General features: G+C 70.6%; 19 protein-coding genes, 1 tRNA gene and 1 pseudogene. 15 read left to right on the forward strand and 6 right to left on the reverse strand.

The window, feature by feature from the left end; translation table 11 throughout:
- Positions 1 to 95: 95 nt before the first annotated feature.
- Positions 96 to 1,334, reverse strand: coding sequence for a DUF3662 and FHA domain-containing protein (locus BLV96_RS22020; RefSeq protein WP_086676016.1), 1,239 nt, complete (start codon positions 1,332 to 1,334; stop codon positions 96 to 98).
- 131 nt (positions 1,335 to 1,465) lie between these two features.
- Between BLV96_RS22020 and BLV96_RS22025 the strand changes: the two genes are divergently transcribed.
- Positions 1,466 to 1,548: transfer RNA gene (locus tag BLV96_RS22025), tRNA-Leu, on the forward strand.
- 124 nt (positions 1,549 to 1,672) lie between these two features.
- Here the strand turns inward: BLV96_RS22025 and BLV96_RS22030 are convergent.
- The 3 genes from BLV96_RS22030 to BLV96_RS22040 all read right to left on the reverse strand — a co-directional run bounded on the left by BLV96_RS22030 (position 1,673) and on the right by BLV96_RS22040 (position 3,705).
- Positions 1,673 to 2,413, reverse strand: coding sequence for a S1 family peptidase (locus BLV96_RS22030; RefSeq protein WP_086676017.1), 741 nt, complete (start codon positions 2,411 to 2,413; stop codon positions 1,673 to 1,675).
- 105 nt (positions 2,414 to 2,518) lie between these two features.
- A complete protein-coding gene (locus BLV96_RS22035) occupies positions 2,519 to 3,271 on the reverse strand; it encodes a S1 family peptidase (protein WP_086676018.1) in 753 nt (250 codons plus the stop codon).
- Between the two features lie 59 nt (positions 3,272 to 3,330).
- Positions 3,331 to 3,705, reverse strand: coding sequence for an FKBP-type peptidyl-prolyl cis-trans isomerase (locus BLV96_RS22040; RefSeq protein WP_086676019.1), 375 nt, complete (start codon positions 3,703 to 3,705; stop codon positions 3,331 to 3,333).
- A 140-nt stretch (positions 3,706 to 3,845) separates the two neighbouring features.
- Between BLV96_RS22040 and BLV96_RS22045 the strand changes: the two genes are divergently transcribed.
- The 4 genes from BLV96_RS22045 to BLV96_RS22060 all read left to right on the forward strand — a co-directional run bounded on the left by BLV96_RS22045 (position 3,846) and on the right by BLV96_RS22060 (position 9,565).
- A complete protein-coding gene (locus BLV96_RS22045) occupies positions 3,846 to 7,064 on the forward strand; it encodes a penicillin acylase family protein (RefSeq protein WP_208608298.1) in 3,219 nt (1,072 codons plus the stop codon).
- Between the two features lie 92 nt (positions 7,065 to 7,156).
- On the forward strand, positions 7,157 to 8,197 hold the full coding sequence (locus BLV96_RS22050) for a trans-sulfuration enzyme family protein (RefSeq protein WP_086676020.1): 1,041 nt from the start codon (positions 7,157 to 7,159) through the stop codon (positions 8,195 to 8,197).
- Positions 8,198 to 8,258: 61 nt separating this feature from the next.
- On the forward strand, positions 8,259 to 8,987 hold the full coding sequence (locus BLV96_RS22055) for a hypothetical protein (protein WP_244180400.1): 729 nt from the start codon (positions 8,259 to 8,261) through the stop codon (positions 8,985 to 8,987).
- On the forward strand, positions 8,984 to 9,565 hold the full coding sequence (locus BLV96_RS22060; RefSeq protein ID WP_086676021.1) for a class F sortase: 582 nt from the start codon (positions 8,984 to 8,986) through the stop codon (positions 9,563 to 9,565). The genes BLV96_RS22055 and BLV96_RS22060 overlap by 4 nt, the downstream gene beginning before the upstream one ends.
- On the opposite strand, the pseudogene BLV96_RS22065 reads toward BLV96_RS22060, so the two are convergent.
- Both BLV96_RS22065 and BLV96_RS22070 read right to left on the reverse strand, forming a co-directional pair.
- A pseudogene (locus BLV96_RS22065) lies at positions 9,551 to 10,530 on the reverse strand (patatin-like phospholipase family protein). The gene BLV96_RS22060 and the pseudogene BLV96_RS22065 overlap by 15 nt on opposite strands.
- A gap of 70 nt (positions 10,531 to 10,600) precedes the next feature.
- Positions 10,601 to 11,347, reverse strand: a complete 747-nt coding sequence (locus BLV96_RS22070) for a FadR/GntR family transcriptional regulator (protein WP_086676022.1) — start codon at positions 11,345 to 11,347, stop codon at positions 10,601 to 10,603.
- Positions 11,348 to 11,413: 66 nt separating this feature from the next.
- On the opposite strand from BLV96_RS22070, the gene BLV96_RS22075 reads away from it, so the two are divergent.
- The 10 genes from BLV96_RS22075 (at position 11,414) to BLV96_RS22120 (ending at position 21,108) form a co-directional block, all read left to right on the forward strand.
- Positions 11,414 to 12,904: an ABC transporter substrate-binding protein gene (locus BLV96_RS22075; RefSeq protein ID WP_208608299.1), complete on the forward strand. Its 1,491-nt coding sequence runs from the start codon at positions 11,414 to 11,416 to the stop codon at positions 12,902 to 12,904.
- Positions 12,901 to 13,845, forward strand: coding sequence for an ABC transporter permease (locus BLV96_RS22080; protein WP_086676023.1), 945 nt, complete (start codon positions 12,901 to 12,903; stop codon positions 13,843 to 13,845). The genes BLV96_RS22075 and BLV96_RS22080 overlap by 4 nt, the downstream gene beginning before the upstream one ends.
- Positions 13,845 to 14,651 (forward strand): ABC transporter permease, encoded by an 807-nt coding sequence (locus BLV96_RS22085; RefSeq protein WP_167379693.1) that lies wholly within the window; start codon positions 13,845 to 13,847, stop codon positions 14,649 to 14,651. The genes BLV96_RS22080 and BLV96_RS22085 overlap by 1 nt, the downstream gene beginning before the upstream one ends.
- Positions 14,648 to 15,379, forward strand: coding sequence for an ABC transporter ATP-binding protein (locus BLV96_RS22090; RefSeq protein ID WP_086676025.1), 732 nt, complete (start codon positions 14,648 to 14,650; stop codon positions 15,377 to 15,379). The genes BLV96_RS22085 and BLV96_RS22090 overlap by 4 nt, the downstream gene beginning before the upstream one ends.
- Positions 15,376 to 16,149, forward strand: a complete 774-nt coding sequence (locus tag BLV96_RS22095) for an ABC transporter ATP-binding protein (protein ID WP_086676026.1) — start codon at positions 15,376 to 15,378, stop codon at positions 16,147 to 16,149. Before BLV96_RS22090 ends, BLV96_RS22095 begins: the two co-directional genes overlap by 4 nt.
- Positions 16,142 to 17,554: an aldehyde dehydrogenase family protein gene (locus tag BLV96_RS22100; protein WP_086676027.1), complete on the forward strand. Its 1,413-nt coding sequence runs from the start codon at positions 16,142 to 16,144 to the stop codon at positions 17,552 to 17,554. Before BLV96_RS22095 ends, BLV96_RS22100 begins: the two co-directional genes overlap by 8 nt.
- A complete protein-coding gene (locus tag BLV96_RS22105; protein WP_086676028.1) occupies positions 17,551 to 18,306 on the forward strand; it encodes an SDR family NAD(P)-dependent oxidoreductase in 756 nt (251 codons plus the stop codon). The genes BLV96_RS22100 and BLV96_RS22105 overlap by 4 nt, the downstream gene beginning before the upstream one ends.
- 9 nt (positions 18,307 to 18,315) lie before the next feature.
- Positions 18,316 to 19,701, forward strand: coding sequence for an amidase (locus BLV96_RS22110; RefSeq protein WP_086676029.1), 1,386 nt, complete (start codon positions 18,316 to 18,318; stop codon positions 19,699 to 19,701).
- A gap of 62 nt (positions 19,702 to 19,763) precedes the next feature.
- Positions 19,764 to 20,279, forward strand: a complete 516-nt coding sequence (locus BLV96_RS22115) for an RNA polymerase sigma factor (protein WP_086676030.1) — start codon at positions 19,764 to 19,766, stop codon at positions 20,277 to 20,279.
- Positions 20,272 to 21,108 carry a CU044_5270 family protein gene (locus tag BLV96_RS22120; RefSeq protein ID WP_086676031.1) on the forward strand — a complete coding sequence of 279 codons (837 nt, stop codon included), beginning with the start codon at positions 20,272 to 20,274 and terminating at the stop codon, positions 21,106 to 21,108. The genes BLV96_RS22115 and BLV96_RS22120 overlap by 8 nt, the downstream gene beginning before the upstream one ends.
- The last annotated feature ends 1 nt before the right edge of the window (position 21,109 follow it).

A 21,109-nucleotide genomic window follows, 5' to 3' on the forward strand; every position in this document is an offset into this window, starting at 1 on the left:
GTGTCCGCTCCCGACTCGTCCGTGCAGCCGCGACGCGGGTACGCCGCGGTCCCCCCGCACGTCAATTCTGCGGGAACAGTATTCCGTGCCCCCAGTCAGCCCTGTGTACGGAACACGAGCGAGGAGTGCCCCACCCGGATCACGTCGCCGTCCGCGAGCTGCCAGGTCTGGACCGGAGTGCCGTTCACGGTCGTGCCGTTGGTCGACCCGATGTCGGCGAGCGTCGCGCTCTGGCCGTCCCAGGTGATCTCCAGGTGCCGGCGCGAGACGCCGGTGTCCGGGAGGCGGAAGTCCGCGTCCTGGCCGCGGCCCACGACGTTCCCGCCCTGCTTCAGCGAGTAGGTGCGGTTCGAGCCGTCGTCCAGCTGCAGGCTCGCCGCGAGCTGGCGGCCCGGCGCGGGCTGGCCGTAGCCGCCCTGCTGCTGGCCGTACGGGTCGGCGGCGGGCTGGCCGTACGCCTGCTGCTGGCCGTACTGGTCGTAGCCGGCTTGCTGCTGGCCGCCGTACTGGTCGTACCCGGCCTGCTGCTGACCGCCGTACTGGTCGTAGCCACCCTGCTGGTAGCCGCCCTGGTCGTAGCCGCCGCCCTGGGGCTGGGCGTAGCCGCCTTGGTCGTAGCCGCCCTGCTGGGGCTGGCCGTAACCCTGGTCGTAGCCACCACCCTGCTGCGGCTGCTGGTACCCGCCCTGGTCGTAACCACCCTGCTGGTAGCCGCCCTGGTCGTAGCCGCCGCCCTGGGGCTGCTGGCCGTAGCCGCCCTGGTCGTAGCCGCCCTGCTGCTGGCCGTAACCCTGGTCGTACCCGGGCTGCTGGCCACCCTGCTGTCCGTAGCCGTACTGGCCCTGCTGGCCGTACGGGTCACCCTGGTCGTATTGGCCGTAGCCGGGGGGCTGGCTCATTGCTGGGTCTCCTGCGTTGCTGGGTCGTGCCGACCGTGGTGTACCGGCGCCTGAGGGGCGGGCGTCGGGATCGACGGACGAACGGGTCTTGAACTGTCCAGTATGCAGCGCCTCGTTGCGCTCGAGTGATACGACGACGTCACCATAGGTGTCCAGGCCCTCGGCGGCGAGGTGTTCCGCCACCGCCTTCGCCAGCACCTGGGTGACGCGCTGCTCGTCACCGGCCATGCGCTCGTGGTCAGCCGTCCCCAAGGACACGATGTAGTGATTCGGGGCGAGCTGCCGACCGCCTGCCAGCTCACGAACGTTCTCCTCACTCTCCCGCTCCAGGGCGATCGCCACTTCCTGCGTGACGACGTTGCCACCGAACATGCGCGCGAAAGTGTTCCCCACCAGGTTCTCGAGTCGCCTGTCGAATCGCTCAGCGCGGCCCACCGGGGAAAACCTCCTCACACGTGTGCTTCCGCTATCGATCCTATCCGGGTGAGCCCGCCTCGACACGGCCCCCGGTGAAACCCGTAAAAACCACCTGCTAGTCTTCTACTCGCTGTCAGAGAGAAGCGCTCGGGCGAGTGGCGGAATGGCAGACGCGCACGGTTCAGGTCCGTGTGTCCGAAAGGACGTGAGGGTTCAACTCCCTCCTCGCCCACTCGAAAAGGGCCCCGGCACCACGCCGGGGCCCTTTTTCGTGTCTGCCGAGAGTTTGCCTCAGGTGGGGAATATCACCCGTTTGGCTCTGCGTGGTGTTCGCTCACGGCGGACTTTGGGGTGTATCAGGCTGTCGATTTGGCGACCCAGGCCGCCAGCACGTCGGCCCGGCTGGCCGTCTCGATGCCGGCGTGGGGGCAGTCCGGCCCCGTCGCCTCGACCGCCACCAGCTCGCCGCCGGTGAAGTACGGCGCTCCCGAGTCGTAGGTGCAGGCGCTCGTCGTGATCTCCGGGGCCGCGCCGCGAACGCCGACGGTCGTCGTCTCCACCTTGGCGACGGCCACCGTGCCCTGCTGCATGCGGCTCGCCGGGGTGGGGTTCGTGCCGGTCGTGCTGCCCCAGCCGGCCAGCGTCAGCTGCTGGCCCACCTTCGGCGCCGCGCGGCCGATGTTCAGCGGCGGCACTGCCGTCACCGGGGTGTCCAGCCGGGCGAGGGCGACGTCGTTCTCCTTGGCCTGGAGCACCTCGGTCACCCGGCGGGCGATGCCGGACTCCGTGGCTTCGTCGACCAGGCCCAGGGTCACCGTGGTCGGGTAGGGGACCTTGCCGGAGACGCGGTTGCGGTTCGCGTCGTGGAAGCAGTGACCCGTCGTCAGCACCCAGCCGGGCGCGATCAGGGAGCCGGTGCAGTAGCTGCTGTAGGTCGAGCCGTCCGGGCGCGGGATCTTCGTCATCGCGAGCTTCGCGACGAACCCGAACTGCCCGGGCGGTACGTCGGACCCGTGTGCGACGCCGGGCGCGGCCCAGGCGGCGGGAGCGAGGGCGGTGGTCAGGACAGCAGCGGCGAGCAGGGCGCGCAGGCGCATTCTTCCCCTTCGTCGAATGGATGATCGACGTTCGAGGCTATTGGCGCGGCCGCACGCTGGGAATTCCCTGGCCGGGCGTCACCCGGGTGATGCCCGGCCAGTCGGTCAGCCGACGTGCGAGGCGATCCAGTCCGCGACGACGTCCACGCGCGCGGTCGTCTCGGCCTGGTCGTGGGGGCAGTCCGGGCCGTCGCTCTCCACCGAGACGATCCGGCCGCCCTTGCCCGACGGGACGAAGTACGGCGCGCCCGAGTCGTACGTGCAGGCGCTCGTCGTCGACGTCGGGGCGAAGCCCTTCACGCCGACGTACTGCGGGTCGACGGTCGCGACCTTCATGGCGCCCTGCTGGAGCTTCGTGCCCGGCGCCGGGTCGACCGAGGTGAGGCTGCCCCAGCCGGCGAGCGTCACCTTCTGGCCCGCCACCGGTGTCCGGCGGTTCAGCGTGAGCGGCTCGATGCCGAAGACCGGCTTGTCCAGCTCCGCGATCGCGATGTCGTTGCTCGGCGACTGGAACACCGTCACGACGTTGCGGGTGCCGCCCGGCTGGTCCACGGTCGTGGTGCCTAGCAGCACGGACGTCGGGTACGGGACCGGGCCGGACACCGGGTTGCGCGCGGCGTCGTGGAAGCAGTGGCCCGCGGTGATGATCCACTTGCGGGCGATCAGGGAACCCGAGCAGGCGCTGTCGTACTTGGTGCCGTCGGGACGCGGGATGTCCGTCATGGTCAGCTTCGCGGCGAACTTGAACGTCCCCGGCGGGACGTCGGATCCGTTGGCCACGGCCGAAGCCGGGGCCGCGGTGGCCACGGCCGCGGCGAGCGCGAAGAGCGTTGCGGACAGGAAAGCGCGAGGGCGCACGGGAAATCCCCCAGGTGTGGGTCGGCGGTGGCGAGAACTCCCCGCCACCGCCGCGGAACCTAGTTCACGCCGACGAGGTCGACCACGAAGATCAGGGTTTCGCCCGGCTTGATGACGCCGCCCGCGCCGCGGTCGCCGTACGCCAGATGCGGCGGGATGACGAGCTTGCGGCGGCCACCGATCTTCATGCCCGCGACACCCTGGTCCCAGCCGGAGATGACCTGGCCGGCCCCCAGGCCGAAGCGCAGCGGCTCGCCGCGGTTCCAGGACGCGTCGAACTCCTCGCCGGTCGAGTGCGAGACACCGACGTAATGCACGGTGACGGTCTTGCCCGACGTGGCTTCCGTGCCGTCACCGACCGTGATGTCGATGATCTCGAGGTCGGCCGGAGGGTTGCCCTCGGGGCGGTCGATCTGGGGCTTTTCCAAGGTCATGGCACTCACCGTACCCACGCGCGCGAGGCTGCGCCGTTCGGACTACGCCCAAGGGCTGAAAAACGCGAAAAGTCTTCACACTTCTGCTACTGCTCGGTAGCGTGCGCTTCGTCACTCTTCTGACTGGAGGGGAGCCCGGCATGCGACGTGGCATCCGCGCCCTGACCCTGACCGCACTGGGGGCCCTCGTGGCCGGCCTCACCCAAGTCGCGGTCACCGCTCCGGCCGCGCAGGCGGCCGCGTCGCCCGACGACTACTGCGGCGGGCAGTGCAGCGACATCCTGCCGCCCGGCGAGAACGGCAACGCCACCCTCGCCGACATCCTGGCGCACAAGCTGCTCGGCACCCGCCCGGCGCACGCGTCCGACCAGCTGGGGAAGTACTCGTCCCTGGCGAACGGCTACAAGACGCTGACCACGAGCGCCATCAACCAGTACTTCAACGACTCGTCGTTCGGCGTCGCCGCCGACCAGGTCGCGAGCACGACCAAGCCGCGCTCGGACGTGACGATCGTGCGCGACAAGGCCCTCGGCGTCCCGCACATCACCGGGACCACCCGCTCGGGCACCGAGTTCGGGGCCGGGTACGCCGCCGCGCAGGACCGGCTGTGGCTGATGGACGTCCTGCGGCACGCCGCGCGCGGCCAGGTGACCCCGTTCGCCGGTGGCGCGGCGGCCAACCGCGAGCTCGAGCAGCAGTTCTTCTCGAACGCGCCGTACACCGAAGCCGAGCTGCAGCAGCAGATCGACCACGTCGCGAGCAGCGGCCCGCGCGGCGCGCAGGGTCTCGCCGACGCGCAGGCCTACGTCGACGGCATCAACAAGTACATCAGCGACTCCTACAACGGCCGGTACTTCCCGGGCGAGTACGTGCTGACCGGGCACGTCGACTCGATCACCAACGCCGGGTCGATCGACCCGTTCAAGCTGACCGACCTGGTCGCGCTCGCCTCGCTGGTCGGCGCCGAGTTCGGCGCGGGCGGCGGCGGCGAGGTGCAGAACGCCATCGCGAAGCTCGCCATGCAGGAGAAGTACGGCGTCGTGCAGGGCGAGAAGGTGTGGCAGAGCCTGCGCTCGGAGGACGACCCCGAAGCCGTCAAGACGCTGCACGACGGCCAGACCTTCCCGTACGGCAAGACGCCGGCCAACGCGGTCGGCCAGGCCCTGCCGGACAAGGGCTCGGTGACCGGGCAGCAGCTGGTGTTCGACAAGACCGGCTCGGCCGCCTCCGCGACGCCGTCCACTGTGGACGTCGCCGCGCCCGCCGAGCAGGAGCCCGCCCGCGGGATGTTCGACAACGGCGTGCTGCCGGGGAACATGCTGAGCGAGAAGCACGGCATGTCCAACGCGCTGCTCGTCTCCGGTTCGAAGACCGCCAGCGGCCACCCGGTCGCGGTGTTCGGCCCGCAGACCGGCTACTTCGCCCCGCAGCTGCTGCTGTTGCAGGAACTGCAGGGCCCGGGCATCAGCTCGCGCGGCGCGGCCTTCGCCGGCCTGAGCATGTACACGCTGCTGGGCCGCGGCCAGGACTACTCGTGGAGCGCGACGACGTCGGCGCAGGACATCATCGACACCTACGCGCTGACGCTGTGCGACCCGAGCGGCAAGGCGCCGACGAAGGACTCGAACTACTACACCTGGCAAGGCCAGTGCATCCCGATGGACACCGTCGAGGTCAAGAACGCCTGGAAGCCGACGGTGGCCGACGGGACCGCGGCGGGCTCGTACACCCTGCGCAGCTACCGGACGAAGTACGGGCCGGTGCAGAGCCGGGCGACCGTCGGCGGCAAGCCGGTGGCGTACGCGGCGCTGCGCTCGTCCTACTTCCACGAGGTGGACTCGCTGATCGGCTTCCAGGAGCTGAACGACCCGGGCTTCGTCAAGTCCGCGGCGGACTTCCAGAAGGCCGCGGCCGACATCAACTACACGTTCAACTGGTTCTACGCCGACTCGAAGGACATCGCGTACTTCAACTCCGGCAGCAACCCGTCCCGGCAGTCCAATGTGGACCCAAACATGCCGGTGTGGGGCGACCAGGGCCACGACTGGAACGGCTGGAACCCGGCGGGCAACGTCGCGAACTACACGCCGGCGTCGCAGCACCCGCAGTCGGTCAACCAGGACTACTACGTCAGCTGGAACAACGCCCAAGCCAACGGCTACGCGGCCGCGGGCGCGGACAAGTCCGCCGTGCACCGCGTCGACCTGCTCGACTCGCGCGTCAAGCAGCTGATCTCCAGCGGCACCAAGGTCACCCGGGTCAACCTGACCCAGGCGATGGAGTCCGCGGCGCTGGCGGACTTGCGTGCCGAGCGCGTCCTGCCGCTGCTGCTGCAGGTGCTCGACAAGACGCCGACGACCGGCGCGGCCGCGGACGCCGAGGCGAAGCTCAAGGCATGGCTCTCGCACGGGCAGCTGCGCACGGAGACGTCGGCCGGCAGCAAGGCGTACGCGGACGCCGACGCGATCCGCATCTTCGACGCCTGGTGGCCGCTGCTCGTCCAGGCCGAGTTCAAGCCGGGCATGGGCGACGACGCCTACAACGCGATGACGGGTGTGCTGGGCATCAACGAAAGCCCGTCCGGCTTCCAGAACGGCAACGGCCAGCACACCGGCCAGCCGCACAAGGGTTCGTCGTTCCAGTTCGGCTGGTGGGGTTACGTCAGCAAGGACATCCGGCAGGTGCTCGGCCAGCCGGTGGCCGGCCCGCTCGGCCAGACGTTCTGCGGCGGCGGCAACGTCACGACGTGCCGCCAGGCGCTCGTCGACTCGCTGACGACGGCCGCCGGCCAGGCGGCGAACACCGTCTACCCCGGTGACGCGTCCTGCTCGGCCGGTGACCAGTGGTGTGCCGACACGATCGTCCACAACCCGCTGGGCGGCATCACGCAGGACAAGATCAGCTGGCAGAACCGCCCGACGTTCCAGCAGGTCGTCGAGTACACCGCCCACCGCGGCGACAACATCGCGAACCTCGCCCCCGGGAAGACGGTCAGCGCCACGAGCGCCGAGACCGGCTTCTACAACTCGCCGGCGTCGAACGCGATCGACGGGAACGCCTCGACCCGCTGGGCCAGCGACTGGAGCGACGACCAGGCGATCACCGTCGACCTCGGTTCGGTCCAGCAGGTCAGCCGGGTGCTGCTGAGCTGGGAAGCCGCGTACGGGAAGAACTACAAGATCCAGACCTCGCCGGATGCGGTGAACTGGACGGACGCGGCCGTGGTCACCGACGGCGACGGCGGGCAGGACAACCTTTCGTTCGCCCCGACGTCGGCGCGGTTCGTGAAGATGCAGGGCGTCCAGCGCGGCACGAAGTACGGCTACTCGCTGTACGAGTTCGAGGTCTACGCCCACTGAAGGAGCCAGGCCGGCTCGTCCCCGGACGCGGGGGCGGGCCGGCCGTCTTCGTCACAGTGACCGCGATCTGACCCGCGGTTACCGTGAGGCGCATGGACGACTGGACGCCCCGCACCAAGGCCATCGCCGCCGGCCGGCCGCACGGACCCGGCGAGCCGCTGAACACCCCGCTCGTCGCCACCAGCACCTACCGGGCCGGTGGCGACTCCGTGTACGCGCGTGGTGACGGGACGCCGACCTGGCACGCGCTGGAAGAGGCCGTCGGGGCGCTGGAAGGCGGCCACGCGACGGCGTTCGCGTCCGGCGTCGCCACCCTGTCCGCGGTGCTGGACCTGCTGCCGGTCGGGTCGCGGGTGGTCGTGCCGACGTTCAGCTACGCCGTGACGCGCGGGGTGCTCGCCCACGCGCAGAAGCTCGGCAAGCTCGCCGTCACCGAGCTCGACCCGACCGACACCGAGGCTTGGGTCGCCGAGGCGGCGACGTCCGACCTGGTCTGGCTCGAGTCGCCGACCAACCCGACCCTCGACGTGATGGACATCGAGACGATCGCCGCCGCCGCGCGCGGCCGGGTCGTCGTCGACAACACCTTCGCGACGCCGTTGCAGCAGCGGCCCCTTGAGCTGGGCGCCGACGTCGTCGTGCACAGCGCGACCAAGCTCATCGGCGGGCACAGCGACCTGCTGCTGGGCATCACCGTGGCCAAGGATCCCGAGGTCGCGGCCGAGCTGCAGGGCGCGCGGACCCGCGTCGGGTCGACGCCGGGCGCGCTCGAGGCGTGGCTCGCGCTGCGCGGGCTGCGGACCATGCCGGTGCGGCTGGCCGAGCAGTCCCGCACGGCCGCGCTGCTGGCGTCGCGGCTCGGCGAGCACCCCGCGGTGACGCGCGTGCGCTACCCGGGCTTCGGGATGATGGTGTCCTTCGAACTGGCCGACGCCGAGGCGGCCGACCGGTTCTGCGCGGCGACTCGGCTGATCGTCCCGGCGACGAGCCTCGGCGGCGTCGAAAGCCTGGTCGAGCGGCGGGCGTGGCTCCCCGGCGAGGAGCGCGTGCCGGCGGGCTTGATCCGGTTCAGCGTCGGGTTGGAGGACCCGGAGGACCTTTGGGCGGATCTGACCTTCGCCCTCCCGGAGTAACGCGGACGGGTGAGACCTCGATAGTCCGGCCATCGCAGGTCAACCGCCGTTGGGAGTCATCGTGGGTAGAACGCTGAACCGGGTCGCGGGTGTCGTTTCGGCGGCTGCCTTGGCCACTTTCGCCGCCGCGCCGGTCGCGCTCGCCCAGGAAACGGACACCACCGCTCCCGAGACGACGACCACGACCTCCACGTCGGAGACTTCGAGCACCACCACGACGGTGCCGGCCACGACGACCACGACCGAGTCCTCCCCGGTCACCACCACGTCGACGACCTCGGCGCCCTCGACGACCGACGTCACGAAGACCACCGTCCCGGAGACCGAGACCAGCACGACCACCCCGCCCGACGACAACTTCCCGGACAACACCGGCCACGGCTTCGTGGGTCTCGGCGGCGAAGGCGTGCTGGTCATCAACTGCGCGGCCGGACACGTCGGCAACGTGGCGACCCAGTACCTGAGCGTCACCGGCGGCCCGGACCAGGACGAGTCCGACGGCCGGATCTGGAACTACACGGTCCGGGTGGAGAACCTGCCCGCGGGCACCACCACCGGCAAGTTCAGCTGGACCTGCGACGGCGTCGAAGGCGAGGGCATCGTCGAGTTCCAGCAGGAAGAGCCGCCGGCCAGCAGCAGTGCGCCGGCGTCGAGCACCGCGCCGGTCACCACCGCGACCTCCAGCACGACCGCTACCATCACCCCCGTCGGCAACGCCGCACCGAAGGCCCAGGTCAAGGTCGCCCCCAAGGGCGGCGTCGAGACCGGCTTCGGCGGCACCGCCTGGTGACCGTCCGGCGGGCGGGGGCGACCCTCGCCCTCGTCCTGACGCTGGCGGCCTGCAGCACCCCGGAGCAGCCGAAAGCCGCGCCGGCACCGGTCCCCGCTTCGGTGCCGGTGACCGCGCCGTTCAAGGGACTGCGGCCCACCTCGGTCAAGATCCCCAAGATCGGCGCGGAGTCCAGCCTGCTCGCGGTCGCGGTCAAGACCGACGGCTCGATCTCCGTCCCGTCGGTGCACACCCCGATGCAAGCGGCCTGGTACAAGCTCTCGCCGGTGCCCGGTGACGTCGGCCCCGCGATCGTCCTCGGGCACGTCGACGGCGACAAGAAGCCCGGCATCTTCTACAAGCTCAAGGACCTCGCGCCCGGCGACGAGGTCGACATCGACCGCAGTGACGGCAAGAAGCTGAAGTTCGTCGTCGACCGCGTCACGCAGGTTCCGAAGGACACGTTCCCGCGCGACGCCGTCTACGGCAACAGCGACAAGCCCGAGCTGCGCCTGATCACCTGCGGTGGCGCGTTCGACCACGCCGAGCACAGCTACCAGGACAACATCGTCGTCTACGCGAACCTAGCCAACGCCTGAGCCCGGGTACGGGAATTCCGGCGTCAGCGACGTCCCCGGGCACACCCAGCGGCGCATGCCCGCGTCGCAGGCCGCGTAGCCCCAGTTGATCAGGTTGTCCTGCACCTTTTCGGACATCCGGGTCAGCCGGGTCTTCGTCTCGGCCAGCGCGCGGGTCCGCTCGACCGGGGCCGGCAGCGCGTCCGGCAGGCCGAAGTGCGTGATGTCGCTGTAGGTCGCCCAGTACGTGCCCGCGAACCGCTTGTCCTGATAGGACTTCAGCAGCGAGCCGGTACGCAGCTCGCGGACCTGGTTGTCCATCACGGTCAGCACGCGGAACAACTGCAGCGGCCAGTTGTGGTGCGGCTTCTCCTCGTGCTTCATCTTCTTGCCGGCGTCGCTGACCAGGACGGTCGCGCGCTGGTTCTCGATCGGGTCGAGGCCGAGGTTGTCGTACACGCCGGCGTCGCTCAGCACGATCTTGCGGTCCGGCCGGTGCGGGTCCGGGATCACCACCGGGAAAGCAGCGGCGGGAAGGCGGAAGACGCGGCCACCGCCGTCGCCAGCGTGACCTGGCCGTGCGGGCCGGGCTGGCGGAAGAACCACCACAGCGAGCCGTCCTGCAGGCTGGTCGCGGTGAACACGAAGTTCGGCCCGGCCGGGTCGAGGTCCGCGAGCCGACAGTCGCCGAAGAGGTGCTTCCGGTACCGCAGCGCGAGTTCCTCGCCCGCACTGCGCCACGGGATGCACATCGCCTTCAGCGTCACCGGGATGTCGAGGTTCGTGCGCGCGAGTTTCCGCAGCGGCTGCACGACTTCCTTGCCGAAGTTCTCCGCGACGCCGTCTTCGCCGAAGTACAGCTTGTGCCACGCGTGCGCGAGCACCCCGGCGGCGATCGATCCGCCCGAGACGCTGGAGACGGTGGTCAGCTTGGGCAGCCAGCCGAGTTCGTTGAGCCGCCAGAGCGCGCCCGCGTGGAAGAGCATCGCCCGATAGCCACCGCCGGACAGCGCGAGCCCGACGCCGTCCCGTTTCGCCGCGTCCACCTCGCCGAGTCTAGGACCGCAGCAACGGGTCGAGCAGCGGGCGCTGGTCGGCGGGGACGTATTCGGCGTAGTTGTCGTACAACGCCTGTTTGGCCAGGTGCGCCGCGCCGGCGCCGTCGGCCGAACGGATCGCGGCGAGCACTTCGGCGTGGTGGGACAGCCACGCGCGCATCAGCGACGTCCGGTTGCTGGCGTGCTCCAGCTTGTCCTCGATGAGTTCCAGCACGACCCCGCGCACGACTTCTTCGCTGACGACGAGCAGCGGATTGCGCGAGATGCGCGCGATGACTTCGTGGAACGCGACATCCGCGCGGCTGAACTCCGCGTAGCCGTGCGAGACGCCTTCGCGCATCGCCTCCAGCGCCGCGTCGAGGCCGGTCAGGTCGTCGTCTGTCCGCAGTTCCGCGGCGAGGAGGTGGGCCGAGCCGTCGAGGATCATCCGGAACTGCAGGAGTTCGGCGAGCCCGACGTGGTCGGCGCGCGCCAGCCGGTGCATCGACCGGTGCAACGCGGCGGGGGACGCGGCCAGCACCTCCGGCCCGCGCGGGTCGCCGGGCCGCGACCGGATCATTTCCGCGGCCTGCAACACCCTCAGCGCTTCGCGGATCGTCGAGCGGCCGACGCCGAACTGCGTCATCAGCTCGCGCTCGCTGGGCAGGCGTTCGCCCGGCTTGAGCGCGCCGCTGATCACGGCCTGCTCGATCTGCTCGACGACCCGCTCGTACGCGCGGACCGGAGCCACCGGTTCGAACCGCATCCCTTGACCTCGACGTCCGTCGCGTGCAGGCTACTGGTCAGACCAGTGTACTGACCTGGAGGCCGAATGAAAGCCCGGATTCCCGCGTTGGCAGTGGCGCTGCTGCTCGCGGTCGCGGGGTGTTCGGCTGGCTCGTCGGCCAGCGTTTCCGCTGGTCCGGACACGCTTTCCGTTGGCTTCACGGCGGAGCCGGCGAACTTCGACTTCACCAAGACCGACGGCGCCGCGATCCCGCAGGCGCTGCTCTACAACGTCTACGAAGGCCTGGTGAAGCTCGACTCGCAGGGTCGCGTGGTGCCGCTGCTCGCGAAGTCGTGGACGATCAGCCCGGACCGGAAGACCTACGACTTCCAGCTCCAGCCGAACGTGAAGTTCAGCAACGGCGCACCCTTCACCGCCGAGGACGTCAAGTTCTCGCTGCTGCGCGTGAAGACGGACTGGACGATCTCGATCAAGTCCACGATGGACGTCGTCGACCACGTCGACGTCGTCGCGCCGGACCACGCGCGGGTGGTGCTCTCGAAGCCGTCGAACGGCTGGCTGTTCAGCCTGACCAGCCGGCTCGGCGCGATGTTCAGCCCGACCGGCGTCGCGGACCTGGCGAACAAGCCGGTCGGCACCGGGCCGTACGTCGTGGCGGCGCGCAAGCGCGGCGATTCCGTGGTGCTGAAGGCGAACCCCGCGTACTGGGGCCGTGAACCGGCGTACAAGACGGTGGTTCTGAAGTACATCAAGGACCCGACCGCGTTGAACAACGCCTTGTCGAGCAACGGCATCGACGTCATCTCGGCGATCACCGCGCCCGACTCGATCCCGCAGTTCCAGGCCGACGACCGGTTCCAGGTCGTCCAGGGCACGTCGAACAGCGAGGTCACGCTCGCCATGAACAACCAGCGGGCGCCGCTGAACGACGTTCGCGTGCGCCAGGCGCTGACGTACGCGATCGACCGGAAGGCGTTGCTGGACACGGCGTGGGCGGGCCGTGGCACGTTGATCGGCAGCATGGTCCCGCCGACCGACCCCTGGTACGAGGACCTGTCCAGTGTCTACCCGTTTGATCCCGCGAAGGCGAAAGCGCTGCTGACGGAGGCGGGCGCGACGAACCTGAACCTGCGGCTGCGGATCCCGAACCTGCCGTACGCGGTGTCGGCCGCGCAGGTCGTGCAGTCGCAGCTGGCCGACGTCGGCGTGCGGACGACGATCGAACCCCTCGACTTCCCCGCGGTGTGGCTGAAGCAGGTGTTCACCGACCACGACTACGACCTGTCGATCATCCAGCACGTCGAGGCCCGGGACATCACGACGTTCGGGAAGCCGAAGTACTACTGGGGTTACGACAGCAAGCGCGTCCAGCAGCTGCTCGCCGAAGCCGACAGCGGGACGCCGGAGCAGCAGGTCGCCGACATGAAACAGGTGGCTCGGCAGCTCAACACGGACGCCGCCGCGGACTGGCTGTTCCTGTTCCCCAACGTGATCGTGGCGAAGGCCAAGGTCGGCGGGTTCGTCCAGAACCAGGTCAGCGAGTCGTTCGACCTCACCGGGCTGGCGCCGCGATGACCGCCAAGGTGCTGCGCCGGGTGGCGATCTTCGTGGTCAGCGTGCTGGTCGCGTCGATCGTGGTGTTCCTCTTCATGGCCGTGCTGCCGGGCGATCCGGCGCAGGTCGCGCTCGGCGTCAACGCGACGCCGGAGCTGCTCGCCAAGACCCGCGCGGAGTTCGGCATCGACCGCCCGCTCGTCACGCAGTACTTCGACTGGATCGGGGGCGTGCTGCACGGCGACTTCGGCCGCTCCTACGTCACGCGCGATTCGATCGGTCCGCAGCTGCTCGACCGCCTCGGCGTCACGCTCTGGCTGGTCGGTGCCGGGATGCTGGTGGCGCTGGTGATCGCGGTGCCGGCGGGGACGTTCGCCGCGGTGAAGCACCGGAAGGCTTCGGGCGCGGGCGTTTCCGGGTTGTCGCAGATCGGCGTCGCGATCCCCGCGTTCCTCGCCGGGATCATCCTGGTGCAGATCTTCGCCGTGCAGCTGCGCTGGCTGCCGTCGGGCGGGTGGACGCCACCGGACCAGGACTTCGGCGAGTTCTTCCGCGGGCTGATCCTCCCGGCGTTGTCGCTGGGCCTGGTGCAGGGCGCGGTGCTCACGCGCTATGTGCGTTCCGCCGTGCTGGACACGCTGGGCCAGGACTACCTGCGCACCGCCCGGTCGAAGGGGCTCAGGCCGGGACAAGCATTGGTGCGCCACGGGCTCCGCAATGCGTCCGTCCCGGTGGTCACCGTGCTCGGGCTGCAGCTGGCGACGCTGTTGATCGGCGCGGTCGTCGTCGAGCGCGTGTTCGTGCTGCCGGGCCTGGGCTCGATGCTGCTGGACGCCGTCGCCTCCCGTGACCTGCTGACCGTGCAGGGGATCGTCCTGGTGCTGGTGGTCGGCGTGCTGCTGGTCAACTTCGTCGTCGACGTCCTCTACACCGTGCTCGACCCGCGATTGCGAGGTTCGTGATGCGCAATCTCGTGCTGGGCGCGGTGCTCGTCGGCCTGGTCGTGCTGGCCGCGCTGCTGTCGTTCTTCTGGACGCCGTTCGACCCGGTGAAGGTCGACGCCGCGAACCGGCTGCTCGACGTCGGCGCGTCCCACTGGTTCGGCACCGACAAGTTCGGCCGCGACCTGCTCAGCCAGATCATGGTCGGCGCGCGGACGACGTTGTACGTCGGAGTCGTCGCGGTCGGCATCGCCGCGGTGATCGGCACGCCGCTCGGCATCCTCGCCGGGATGTCGCCGCGCTGGCTGGGCGAGTTCGTCATGCGCGTCAACGACCTCGTGCTCGCGTTCCCCGCGTTGTTGCTGGCCATCATGTTCGGCGCGGTGTTCGGGGCGGACACGCTGACCGCGATGGTCGCGATCGGCATCGCGACGATCCCGTCGTTCGCGCGGATCGCCCGGTCCGGGACGCTGCAGGTGATGAGCACGGAGTTCGTGCTCGCGGCCCGCGCCGGCGGCCGGTCCCGCCTGACGATCGCGGTGCGGCACGTGCTGCCGAACATCTCCGGCCTGCTGATCGTGCAGGCGTCGGTGTCGTTCGCGATCGCCGTGCTGGCCGAGGCGGCGCTGTCGTTCCTCGGCTTCGGGACGCGGCCGCCGACGCCGTCGTGGGGCCGGATGCTGCAGGAGTCCCAGGAACTGCTGACCGTCCACCCCCGGCTGGCGCTGGTGCCGGGCATCGCGATCGCCGTGGCCGTGCTCGGGTTCAACCTCCTCGGCGACGGCCTGCGCGACCGCCTGGATCCCCGATTGGCGGCGCGCGTATGACGCTCTCGGTGCGTGGCCTCAGCGTTTCATCCCTGGTCCGGGACGTCTCCTTCGAGATCGGCGCGGGTGAGCGCGTCGGCCTGATCGGCGAGTCCGGGTCCGGGAAGTCGTTGACGGCGTTGTCGATCATGGGCCTGCTCCCGGACGAACTCCGTGCGTCGGGCTCGATCCGGCTGGGTGACCGCGAGCTGCTCGGAATGTCCGAAAAGGACTTGTCGCGGTTGCGCGGCGACGAACTGGCAATGGTCTTCCAGGAGCCGATGACGGCGTTGAACCCGGCCATGCGCGTCGGCCGCCAGGTCACCGAGCCCGGCCGGATCCACGGTCGTCGTCACCGCGCCGAAGACCTGCTTTCCGCCGTGGGACTGGAAGGCACGGCCCGCGCGTACCCGCACCAGCTCTCCGGTGGGCAGCGGCAGCGGGTCGTGCTCGCGATGGCGCTGGCCAACGAGCCGCCCCTGCTGATCTGCGACGAGCCGACGACCGCCCTCGACGTCACGGTCCAAGCCCAGATCCTCACCCTCATCAAGACGCAGCTTTCACGTGAAAGCTCGCTCCTGTTCATCACGCACGACCTCGCGGTGGTCGCGTCGGTGTGCGAGCGCGTGCTCGTGATGCTCGACGGCGAAATCGTCGAAGCAGGTTCGACGCGCGAAGTGCTTACGCAGCCGAAGCACGAGTACACGCGCAAGCTGCTGGCCGCCTCGGACCTGGAGGCCCGCCGATGAGCATCATCAAAGTCCGCGACCTCGAACGCCGGTACGCCCGGCGGGACGTCCACGCGCTCCGCGGCGTCAGCTTCGACGTCGAGGCCGGGCAGCGGTTCGGCATCGTCGGCGAGTCCGGCTCGGGCAAGTCGACGCTGGTCCGGCTGCTGGCCGCGCTCGACAAGCCGACCGCCGGCACGGTCTCGTTCCAAGGCAAGCGGATCGACGACCTGCCCGAACGCAAGCTCGGCTTCCTGCGCTCGGAGCTGCAGATCGTCTTCCAGGACCCGATGGGCTCGCTCGACCCGCGGATGCGCGTACGGGACATCGTTTCCGAGCCGCTCGGCCACCGCGAGCCCGACCGCGTCGCCGAGCTGCTCGCCGCGGTCGGCCTGCCCGCCGACGCCGCGCAGCGGTACCCGCACCAGTTCTCCGGCGGCCAGCGGCAGCGGATCTCGATCGCCCGCGCGCTGGCGCCGAGCCCGAGCGTGCTGATCGCCGACGAGCCGGTCAGCGCCCTCGACGTCTCGGTGCGCGGCCAGATCCTCGACCTGCTCGCGTCGCTGGTGGACCAGTTCGCGTTGACGCTCATCTTCGTGTCGCACGACCTCGGCGTCGTCCGGCACGTCTGCGACCGGGTCGCGGTGATGCGCCGCGGCGAGATCGTCGAGCTCGGTGACGTCTCGCAGGTCTACGACGCACCACAGCACGAGTACACGCGGGAACTCCTGGCCGCCGCGCCGAACCTGCGCGCCGAGCTGGCCCGGCTGAGTGGAGGTGACGATGACTGAGTACCCGGACGGCCTGCCGGTCGGCGCGGGCTGGGTGTCCACTGTGGACGTCGAAGAAATCGTTTTCCCCTACGACGGAAGCGTGATCGGCACCGCGCCCGTCGGCACTCCTGAGCAGGCTACGCGCGCTGTCGACGAAGCTGTCGCCGTCGCGTGCGAAGTGGCTTCGCTGCCTTCGCGGACACGCCGTGCTCTGTTGAACGACGTCGCGGCGGCTTTGGCCGAGCGCCGCGCGGAGTTCGAGAACCTGCTGGTGCTGGAGACCGGCAAGCCGCTGGTCGACTGCCGCGTCGAGGTCGCGCGCACGATCGTCACCTGGGAAGCCGCGGCCGAAGAGGTGTCACGGCTGCACGGCGAGACCGTGCCGCTGGACCTCCTGCCGTCCGGAGACGGTCTGGTCGGGTTCTGGAAGCGGAAGCCGATCGGTGTCGTCGTCGGCATCGCGGGCTTCAACTACCCGCTGCTGCTGGCGTCGCACAAGATCGCGCCCGCCATCGCCGCGGGCTGCCCGGTCATCGTGAAGCCCGCGCCGCAGACGCCGTTGGCGACGCTGTGGCTGGTCCACCTGGTCAGGCAGCTCGCTCCGCTGCCGGCGATGGTCCAGCTGGTCACCGGCGACGCGTCCGTCGGCGCGGCCCTGACGACCGACCGCCGGATCGGCGCGGTCTCCTTCACCGGCTCGGCCGCGGTCGGGCACCGCATCGCGCGTGACGCGGCGCCCACCAAGACGTTGCTGGAGCTGGGTTCGAACGCGGCCCTCGTGGTCGCTGAAGACGCGGATCTCGAAGCCGCGGTCGACGCCGTCGTGCGCGGCGGGTTCTACGCGTCCGGCCAGGCCTGCATCTCGGTGCAGCGGGTGCTGGTCGTCGCGTCGGTGGCTTCGGAGTTCACCGAACGCCTGCTGGCCCGGCTCGACGAGGTCGTCGTCGGCGACCCGCGGGACGAGAAGACGCGGGTGTCCGCGCTGATCGACCCCGCGTCGACCGACCGCGTCGCCGCGTGGATCGAGAAGTCCGGTGCCCGGCAAGTAGGCGGCGGCATCGACGGCACCGTGCTGCGGCCGACGGTCCTGCTCGACGTCCCGGACGGCGTCGAGGCCTGGGACGAGGAGATCTTCGGCCCGGTCGTCTGCGTGCGCACGGTGTCCGATGTGGACCAAGCGTTCGCCGCGGTGAACGCGTCCCGCTACGGCCTCCACGCCAGCGTCTACAGCAAGTCCTTGCACACGGCGTTCCGCGCGCTCGACGAGCTGGAGGTCGGCGGGGTCGTCGTCAACGAAGTGCCCGGCTTCCGCTCGGACACCATGCCCTACGGCGGGGTGAAGGACTCCGGCATCGGCCGCGAAGGGCCGCGGTTCGCCGTCGAAGAGCTGACTGTGACGAGGATGGCGGTGCTGCGCCCGTGACGTACGAAAACCTGTTCCGCCTGGACGGCCGCCGGGCCGTGGTCCTCGGCGCCGGCGGGATCGGCCGTGAAGCCGCGCGAGCCCTGGCCGCGCACGGCGCCGACGTGGTCTGCGCCGACCGCGACCTCGAAGCCGCGCGCGAGGCCGGTGTCGGCGAGGTGTACGAGATCGACCTCCTCGCGCCGGGCGCGATCGACCGCGCGGCGTCCGACCTCGGCCCGCAGGACATCGTCGTGCTGACCGCCGCGACTAACGTCCGCAAGCGGCTGCTGGACTACACGCGAGAGGAGTTCGACCGCGTCATCGCGCTGAACCTCGGCGTGACGTTCGAGGTCGTCCGCGTGTTCGGCGCCGACATGGTCGCGCGCGGGCGGGGGAGCATCATCGGCTTCTCGTCGATCCGCGGCACGACCGTCGAACCGGGCCAGGGCCCGTACGCGGCGACGAAAGCGGGTCTCGTCCAGCTGTTCCGCACGGCCGCGGCGGAGTTCGGCCCGGCCGGCGTGCGGGTCAACGCGATCGCCCCCGGCGTCGTCGAGACCCCGCTGACCGCGCAGATCAAGGCGAACCCGGAGTGGTACGACGCGTACGCGACGAAGGGCGCGTTGGGCCGCTGGGCGCGTCCGGACGAGCTGGCCGGCGCCGTCGTCTACCTCGCTTCGGACGCTTCGTCGTTCGTGACCGGCTCAGTGCTGGCGGTGGACGGTGGCTGGACCGCCGTCGACGGCCGCTTCGAACCGCCTGCTTCCTGAGGAGCGTTGATGACCGAGCTGCCCGACCTGACCGCCGTCGAACTCGTGGCGGGGTACCGCGCGAAGACGCTCTCGCCGGTCGAGGTGACCGAAGCCGTTCTCGCGCGCATCGAAGCGCGAGAGCCGGAGTTGCACGCGTTGTACGCGTACGACCCTTCAAGCGCGCGTGAAGATGCGAAGGCTGCTGAAGCGCGTTGGCACGCCGGCGAACCGCTGGGCCCGATCGACGGCGTCCCGCTGACGCTCAAGGAGAACATCGCGACCCGCGGCACGCCGGTCCCGCTGGGCACGGCCGCGACGGCGTTGACCCCGGCCGCCGAGGACGCCCCGGCGGCGGCGCGCGTCCGCGAGTCCGGCGGCGTCCTGCTGGCCAAGACGACGATGCCGGACTACGGGATGCTGACCTCGGGGCTGTCGAGCTTCCACGAGACGGCGCGCAACCCGTGGCTGACCTCGGCGTCGCCGGGCGGTTCGAGCGCGGGCGCCGGCGCGGCGGCCGCGGCGGGGTACGGCCCGCTGCACGTCGGCACGGACATCGGCGGCTCGATCCGGCTGCCCGCGGGCTGGTGCGGCCTGGCCGGGCTGAAGCCGAGCTTCGGCCGGGTGCCGGTCGACCCGCCGTTCCTCGGCCGGGTGGCGGGCCCGATGACCCGCACGGTCGCCGACACGGCGTTGCTGATGAGCGTGCTGTCGGCGCCCGACGCGCGTGACCACCTGAGCCTGCCGCCGGCGGAGCTGGACTGGTCCGCCCTGGACTCTTCGCTGACAGGCCTGCGCGTCGGCCTGCACCTGGACCCCGGCGTGGGCCTCCCGGTGGACCCGGCCACGCTCGCCGCGGTCACCACGGCCGCGCGCGTCTTCGAAGCCGCGGGCGCGGTCGTCGAGCCGGTCGGGCCGTTCCTGACCCGCGAAATGCTCACCGGCCTGGACGTCTTCTGGCGCACCCGCGCGTGGTCGGACATGACGGCGCTGCCGGCGGACCGCCGCGCGAAGGTCCTGCCGTACATCGCGGACTGGGCCGCGGGCGGCGCGGACGTGTCCGGAGTGGACGCCTACCGCGGCTTCGCCCAGATCGACGCGATCAGCGTCGCGGCCCTGCGGGCGACGTCCGCGTACGACGTCGTGCTGTCGCCGACGTGCCCGGTGGCGGCGCCACCGGCGGAGTGGGCGTCGCCGACGAACGACCCGGCGCGGCCGTTCGAGCACATCGCGTTCACCGTCCCGTACAACATGTCCGGCCAGCCGGCGGTGTCGGTGAACTGCGGCTACACCGACGACGGCCGCCCGATCGGCCTCCAAATCAGCGGCCGCCGCTTCGACGACGTCGGCGTCCTGCGCGCGGCAGCGGCGTATGAGCAGCTGCGCGGCCCGCAACGGTCCTGGCCGATCGGATAGGGAAGAAGTTCCGGTCCCGCGGCGAAGTGGTGGTGAAGCTGTCGCCGACGGGAAGGGAACCCATGACCGAGGCAGCCCCGGTGACCGGCATCGACCAGTTCACCGAGGTGCACGACCGCCACTTCGCCGACATCTACCGCTACATCGCGGGCCGGCTCGGTGCGCAGGTCGCGGAGGACGTCGCCGCCGAGACGTTCCTGGTGGCGTTCGACCGCCGCAAGACGTTCGACCCCGCCCGCGGTGACCTGCGCGCCTGGCTGTTCGGCATCGCGACGAACCTGGTGTCGAGACACCGCCGCAAGGAAGCCCGCCACTACCGGGCCCTCTCGCGGCTCGACACACCCCGGCCCCACGAGGGACACGAAAACCGCGTCGTCATGAGCGGACAGCTGGGGAAAGCGCTGGCCCGGCTCACGTCGGGCGAGCGTGACGTGTTGTTGCTCGTCGCTCTCGCCGACCTCGGCTACACGGAAGTGGCCCAGGCACTCGGCATCTCCCCGGGCACGGTCGGCTCCCGGCTGACGCGCGCCCGCAAGAAGCTCACCCCCGTTCTCGCCCCGGAGGCCACCGATGAATGACCTCGAGAACCTGCGTACGGCGCTCCTGCCCGACGAGCCGTCCCAGGACGTCGTCGACCGCAGCCGCCACCGGCTGCAGAACCGGATGCTCGGCCGCCGCCGGCGGGTCCGCCCGCTCGCGATCGGCGCCGGTCTGGTCGCCGCAGCAGCCGCGGTCGCGGCTGTCGTCGCCACCCTTCCCAGCCCCCCACCACCTCGCCAGGCAGTGGTGCTGCCGGTCGAGACCGGTCCGGCGGTCCTGCTGGCCGCCGCCAGGGTCGCCGAGCACGCCCAGGTCGGCACCGGGAAGTACTGGCACACGACCACGAAGGTGGGCAAGACAACCTGGGAGTACTGGACGACCGCCGACGGGCAGGAGTGGTACCGCGACGAGAACCACGGCGGCGAACTGAGGCCGTTGCCCCAGGCCCGGCCCATCCGGATCAACGGCGACGACGACGTCACCCTCAGCACGATCCTGTCGCTGCCCCCGGACCCGGCGGCCCTGCGGACCTGGCTCACGGACGGGCTGTCGCGACACGGGCTGCCCGCGAACCAGCTCGGCTTCGCGGTGCTCGGCGGGCTGATCGACCTGGTGTCCACGGTGCCGTCACCCCCGGCGGTCCGGGCCGCGGCGTTCCGCGCGATAGCCGCGTACCCGGGCGTGACCGGCCTACCCGACGGCAAGAGCGTCCGGCTACCGGGTGGTGGCCGCCTCGTCGTCGACCCGGCGACCGGCCAGGTGGACAGCTCGTCGGTGTTCCTCGACTGGAACGGCAAACCGGCCACGAACGCGAACGGCGACACGTACGCGGTCAGTGGCGAGTGGACGGACGACCTGCCGAAGTGAC

It is taken from the genome of Amycolatopsis pretoriensis (assembly GCF_900107925.1).
Lineage (GTDB): Bacteria > Actinomycetota > Actinomycetes > Mycobacteriales > Pseudonocardiaceae > Amycolatopsis > Amycolatopsis pretoriensis.

Bases quoted from the DNA above. Each gene is read 5' to 3' on its own strand.
- BLV96_RS22115 (WP_086676030.1), top strand. From the start codon at position 19,764: ATGACCGAGGCAGCCCCGGTGACCGGCATCGACCAGTTCACCGAGGTG.
- BLV96_RS22100 (WP_086676027.1), top strand. From the start codon at position 16,142: ATGACTGAGTACCCGGACGGCCTGCCGGTCGGCGCGGGCTGGGTGTCC.
- BLV96_RS22110 (WP_086676029.1), top strand. From the start codon at position 18,316: ATGACCGAGCTGCCCGACCTGACCGCCGTCGAACTCGTGGCGGGGTAC.
- BLV96_RS22030 (WP_086676017.1), bottom strand. From the start codon at position 2,413: ATGCGCCTGCGCGCCCTGCTCGCCGCTGCTGTCCTGACCACCGCCCTC.
- BLV96_RS22120 (WP_086676031.1), top strand. From the start codon at position 20,272: ATGAATGACCTCGAGAACCTGCGTACGGCGCTCCTGCCCGACGAGCCG.
- BLV96_RS22070 (WP_086676022.1), bottom strand. From the start codon at position 11,347: ATGCGGTTCGAACCGGTGGCTCCGGTCCGCGCGTACGAGCGGGTCGTC.
- BLV96_RS22095 (WP_086676026.1), top strand. From the start codon at position 15,376: ATGAGCATCATCAAAGTCCGCGACCTCGAACGCCGGTACGCCCGGCGG.
- BLV96_RS22080 (WP_086676023.1), top strand. From the start codon at position 12,901: ATGACCGCCAAGGTGCTGCGCCGGGTGGCGATCTTCGTGGTCAGCGTG.
- BLV96_RS22040 (WP_086676019.1), bottom strand. From the start codon at position 3,705: ATGACCTTGGAAAAGCCCCAGATCGACCGCCCCGAGGGCAACCCTCCG.
- BLV96_RS22075 (WP_208608299.1), top strand. From the start codon at position 11,414: ATGAAAGCCCGGATTCCCGCGTTGGCAGTGGCGCTGCTGCTCGCGGTC.
- BLV96_RS22090 (WP_086676025.1), top strand. From the start codon at position 14,648: ATGACGCTCTCGGTGCGTGGCCTCAGCGTTTCATCCCTGGTCCGGGAC.
- BLV96_RS22085 (WP_167379693.1), top strand. From the start codon at position 13,845: ATGCGCAATCTCGTGCTGGGCGCGGTGCTCGTCGGCCTGGTCGTGCTG.
- BLV96_RS22045 (WP_208608298.1), top strand. From the start codon at position 3,846: ATGCGACGTGGCATCCGCGCCCTGACCCTGACCGCACTGGGGGCCCTC.
- BLV96_RS22050 (WP_086676020.1), top strand. From the start codon at position 7,157: ATGGACGACTGGACGCCCCGCACCAAGGCCATCGCCGCCGGCCGGCCG.